This is a genomic window from Nitratidesulfovibrio oxamicus, from assembly GCF_015731765.1.
GTDB classification, from domain to species: domain Bacteria; phylum Desulfobacterota; class Desulfovibrionia; order Desulfovibrionales; family Desulfovibrionaceae; genus Cupidesulfovibrio; species Cupidesulfovibrio oxamicus.
Map to the genome: position 1 here is coordinate 1 of NZ_VRYY01000339.1, position 2,837 is coordinate 2,837.

Annotated in this window: 2 protein-coding genes and 1 pseudogene; 1 reads left to right on the forward strand and 2 read right to left on the reverse strand. The window is 68.0% G+C overall.

Features of this window, described 5'->3' with window-relative positions; all coding sequences use genetic code 11:
- Positions 1–1,230, reverse strand: a 1,230-nt coding sequence (locus FVW20_RS11715; RefSeq protein ID WP_196609754.1) for a DUF3536 domain-containing protein, incomplete at its 3' end; no start/stop codon positions are given.
- 224 nt (positions 1,231–1,454) lie between these two features.
- On the opposite strand from FVW20_RS11715, the gene FVW20_RS11720 reads away from it, so the two are divergent.
- The gene (locus FVW20_RS11720; RefSeq protein ID WP_231039066.1) at positions 1,455–2,234 is read left to right on the forward strand and encodes a tetratricopeptide repeat protein; all 780 of its coding nucleotides are present in this window, start codon (positions 1,455–1,457) and stop codon (positions 2,232–2,234) included.
- Between the two features lie 102 nt (positions 2,235–2,336).
- On the opposite strand, the pseudogene FVW20_RS11725 reads toward FVW20_RS11720, so the two are convergent.
- A pseudogene (locus tag FVW20_RS11725) lies at positions 2,337–2,837 on the reverse strand (molybdopterin-containing oxidoreductase membrane anchor subunit); the annotation flags it as partial.

The following is a 2,837-nucleotide window of genomic DNA, read 5'->3' on the forward strand; positions in this document are numbered from 1 at the left end:
GAGGGCCAGCACCTGGCCGTAGGCCAGCAGGGCGGCCTTGGGTTCGCGGAACAGCGCGGCACCGGCTGCGGCGAAGTGGGCGTCCAGCCCCTGCTTGACCGCATCCAGCCCCTGACGCAGGGGGCCGCGCCAGTGCTGGTTCCAGCCGGGGTGCCCGCCGTCGGTGCAGCCGCAGTCGGAGCGCCAGCGCTCCACGCCATGGGCGCAACTCCACGACGAAGGTTCGTGCAGCAGCACCCGCATGCGCGGCGGGTTGCGGTGGCGGAAGGCCGAGAAATTGGTCAGCGACACCCCGTCGCGTCCGGCATACCCCTGGGCCAGCACGTGGGCCAGGGCCATTTCGCCAAAGGTGAAGTGGTGGCCGTAGGTTTCGCCATCGGTGCACACGGCCAGCAGGCGGTCCCGATTTGCGGGATCGGCGCCGTCAGTGCCGCCAATGCCGCGTTCCTCGCCGGGGGGGGCGGGCAGGGCGCGGGCGGCATCGGCCAGCCTGCGCCAGAAGATTTCGCCGTCGCGCAAAAGTTGCTCGAACGCCACGGCCCGCGAAATGGGGCCGTCGTAGAAAAAGATGTCGATGCTCCGGCCAGAGGGCAGTTCCGCCCGGTAGGGCAGGCCGATGTCCAGCGAGCCTTCGTGCACCGGCTGCCACGCGGCATTGGCTTGTTCGATGCCGTCCAGTGCTGCCACGGCGCGTGCCTGGCGCGGGGCCAGCACGGTGAAGGCGATGCCCGCCGCCGCCAGCGTTTCCAGCGTGGGGGTGTCCACGGCGGCCTCCGGCAGCCACATGCCCTCGGGCGCGCGGCCAAACCGGGCGGTAAAGTCGGCCACGGCCCACGCGGTTTCCACCTCGCGGTCAAGCTGGGTGGCCAGGGGCATGATGACGTGGTGGTACACCTGGGCCATGGCGTTGCCGTGCCCCCAGCGCGCCGCGCTTGTCCGGTCGCCCTCCACCATGCGGCGCAGGGTGTCCGGCGCGTGGCGGTCCATCCAGCGCAGCAGGGTGGGGCCGGCGTTGAAGCTGATCCATTCGTAGCAGTTCAGGATGTCGCCGATGCGCCCCTCGCGGTCCAGGCGGCGCGCCCACCCCAGCGGGGCGTAACTTTCGCGCAGGATGCGGGTGTTCCAGTCGGTGGCGGGGGCTGCGCTACCTTCGGGCAAAATATCATCCAGCCACGGATCCTCGCGGGGAGGCTGATAGAAATGGCCGTGGATGCACAGGCTGCGGGGCATGGGAACCTCCTGGTTTCCGACAGGATACACCGCCCGGCGCAACGGGGAAAGGTGCCTCACCCGATTATGGGTGCACAAGCAGGGTTTACGGGGGGGCAATGCAAGGCTATCATCATGCTGTAGCCAATCGGGGGTACGCCGTGAACGTCGATGCGGAAATGGTGAAGGATTTCCCAGTGCTGGGCGAAAAGCCCAGGCGCGGGGTCTTTTCCACGACGGCCGACATGAAAATCGGTTTCGGCGGAACGCGGCGTACCGTGCAGCAGAACGTGATGATTTACGTGAACCAGCGCGAAGACGGTCGCTACGATGCCCAGGTGCTGAACGACAATCACGTGCCCACCGGCGAGACCACCATCCTCACCTACGAGGACCTGGTCCTCGACTACATTCCCGAACCCGCCGTCTACCACGAGAAGGTCTATCCGGCCATGCGCGAGTTGGCCGGGCACATCGCGCGCGGTGAACGCCACCGCGAGCGCGGCGAGACCTGGAGCGCCGAGTTCGAGTTCCAGAACGCACTGGCCATCGACGAGCAGAACGTGCGGGCCACCTTCGGGCTGGGGCTGACCTACCTTGCCCGCGAAGACCTGGACAAGGCCCGTGAGGTGTTCCAGCGGCTCATCGCCCTGCCTGGCGCCTTCGACCCGCGCCACAAGCACATGTTCAACGACTTCGGCATCAGGCTGCGCAAAAACCGCATGTTCGGCGAGGCGCTGCGCTTCTACGCCCGCGCCGCGCAGCTGGCGCCCAAGGACGACCACCTGCTGTACAACATCGCCCGCACCCTGTTCGAATCCGGCGACTACGAGAAGGCCAACGGCTTTCTGTGCCGCGCCCTGGCCCTGAACCCCCGGCTGGAGGAAGGACAGCAGTTGCGCGCGGTCATCGCCCTGCGCAAGGGGCGCGAGGTGGGACACCCCATGGACATGCCGCAGGAATTGTTGCTGAACGACCCGTGCGATTTGCCGGAGGCGTTGGCGGATTCCGTTGAAAGTTACTAGCTGCAAGCGTGTTGCAGCCTGTGCAAGTATCACGGGGCGGCGTTGGAAGAACGCCGCCCCGTTTTCATTCAGGCAAGGGGCATGCGGTGGCAGGGGGCGTCGTCAATACGGGATGCCCAGATTCACCGCCGCATGCACGGTGGCTCCGAAGAACACCGCCCGGCCCGCCAGTTCGCCCAGCAGCACCAGCGGTCCCATCCAGCGGGGGATGCGCGGGCTGCGGATCATCACCACCAGCGGCACAAGGATGCCCAGCGCCAGCCGCGCCCAGTACAGGGGCGATGCCAGCCACGCGCGCGCGGTCATCTGCATCACCGTGCCGCCCGATGCCCACACGCAGGGCACGATGATGTACACGGCCAGCGCAACTGCCAGGCTGCCCAGCAGCACGGCGCGCAGCATGGGCTGGCTGCCTTCGCCCGCGAACCAACTGCCGAAGGATGTTCCCAGCAGCAGCGCCGACAGCAGGAAGAACCCCAGCGGCGCGGCGTTGTGCACGGCGGGCATGGCAGGCGGGGCATAGGTCATGCCCGAGGTGTACAGGGCGGCCAGGCCCACCAGCGCGGCGGCGGCGCTCAGGCCCGCGCCCGCCTTGCCGGTGAC

Excerpts from the sequence above, each read along its gene's own strand:
- FVW20_RS11720 (WP_231039066.1), top strand. The coding sequence starts at position 1,455 with ATGAAAATCGGTTTCGGCGGAACGCGGCGTACCGTGCAGCAGAACGTG.